The following is a 1,810-nucleotide window of genomic DNA, read 5'->3' as shown; positions in this document are numbered from 1 at the left end:
GCCGATGCCGAGGTGGAAATCCGCGTGCTGACCCAGGAATCCGGTCACCTGTATTCCAAGCCGGCGCTGTCCATCGGTCTGGCGCAAGGCAAGAGCGCCGACGCGTTGGCTGGCGAGTCTGCGCTGGCCATCGAGAAGCGCCTGAAAATTCGCGTCTACCCGCATTGCACGGTGGAGCGCATCGACACCTCGGCGCGACGTCTGCACACCAATATCGGTGAGATGGAATACGGGCAACTGGTGCTGGCCAGCGGTGCCGCGCCGATTCGTCTGCCCATCGACGGGGTCAGCGACGCGCTGATCAGTGTCAACAACCTGCATGACTACCGCAGCTTCCGCGAGCGCCTGGTCGGTGTCCGGCGCGTGGTGATTCTCGGCGACGGGCTGATCGGCTGCGAGTTCGCCAACGCCCTGGCAGCCAGCGGTTTTCAGGTCAGCGTCATCGGCCTCGGTAAATGGCCGATGGAACGTCTGCTGCCGGCCGAAGCCGGGCAACATCTGCAACGTGAGCTGGCAGCGTTGGGTGTGAGCTGGCACCTGCAGAACACCGTGCGCCGCGTCGATACGCTGGAGCAGGGCTACCGCCTGATCCTGGCCAATGGCGAAAGCCTGGAGGCCGATCTGGTGCTCTCGGCCGTCGGTCTGCAGCCCAACCTGAGCCTGGCCAAGTGTGCCGGGCTGGCCGTGGGCCGTGGGATTCAGGTCGATTCCCAGCTGCAGAGCTCGCAGCCGGGCATCTACGCCCTGGGTGACTGCATCGAGGTCGATGGGCAACTGCTGCCCTACCTGGCGCCGATCAATCAGGGCATCGCCGCACTGAGCAAAACCTTGCTCGGTCAGCCGACGGCCGTGAGCTATCCGCTGATGCCGGTGACGGTGAAAACCCCGGCTGCGCCGCTGTGCCTGTTGGCACCGGCGCCCGGCACCGCCGGAGAGTGGCGCTGCACAGCGAACGCCGATGGGCTGAGCGCCGGCTTCTACGATGCCGATGGTGTGGTGTGCGGCTTCGTCCTGCTCGGGCGACAGGCGCAGACCCAACGCAACAGCTGGCTGCAGAGCTGCCAGAACGCACAACGATCAGTGGCCTGAGGGCGCACGCATGAGCAAGCAAATCAATCTGCCCCATGACGACAGCAGTTGTGGTTGGTACGCGGCACTGTCACAGCAACCCGCGTGCAAGCGCCTGCATGGTGAGCAACGCGCCGATTACGTGGTGATCGGCGCCGGTTTCGCCGGCCTGGCTGCTGCGCGCCGCCTTGGCGAGCTGATGCCGGACAAACGCATCATCCTGGTCGACGCCCAGCGTGTCGCCCAGGGCGCTTCCGGACGCAACTCCGGTTTCGTCATCGACCTGCCGCACAAATTCGCTCTGGAGCATCCCGATCCGGCCCACAAACAGCGCTTGCTGTCACTCAATCGCGCCGCCATCGCCCAGCTACAGGGGCTGATCGAGCGTCACGGCATCGACTGCCAATGGTCGCATGCCGGCAAGTATCAGGGCGCTGTGGGCCAGCGTGGTCTGGCGTATCTGGCGCATTTCGAGCAGTTGCTGAAGAATCTGGGCGAAACCTTCCGCCTGGTCGAGCGCGACGAGCTGGCGCAGGTGCTCGGCAATACATACTACAGCCGCGCAATCTTCACCCCGGGTTGCTACCTAATGCAGCCGGCGGCGCTGGTTACCGGGCTGGCGCACTCGCTGCCGGAGAATGTCGAGCTGCTGGAAGAGTCGCCCATCACGCGTCTGCAACGTAAAGGGCAGGGCGGCTGGCTGCTGCAGGGCAGTCAGGGCACGATTCGCACTGCGCAGTTG

At 65.0% G+C, this 1,810-nt stretch carries 2 protein-coding genes; both read left to right on the top strand.

Annotated elements, in window-relative coordinates; all coding sequences use genetic code 11:
• On the top strand, positions 1-1,089 hold a 1,089-nt coding region (locus J0A65_RS22895), incomplete at its 5' end, for an FAD-dependent oxidoreductase (protein WP_206596609.1).
• Positions 1,090-1,099: 10 nt separating this feature from the next.
• Positions 1,100-1,810: NAD(P)/FAD-dependent oxidoreductase (locus tag J0A65_RS22890; RefSeq protein WP_206596608.1), on the top strand; the 711-nt coding region annotated here is incomplete at its 3' end.

The organism is Bowmanella yangjiangensis (assembly GCF_017255015.1).
GTDB classification, from domain to species: domain Bacteria; phylum Pseudomonadota; class Gammaproteobacteria; order Enterobacterales; family Alteromonadaceae; genus Bowmanella; species Bowmanella yangjiangensis.
The sequence above is the reverse complement of the archived record's forward strand: the minus strand, read 5'-3'. Positions and strand labels throughout refer to the sequence as shown.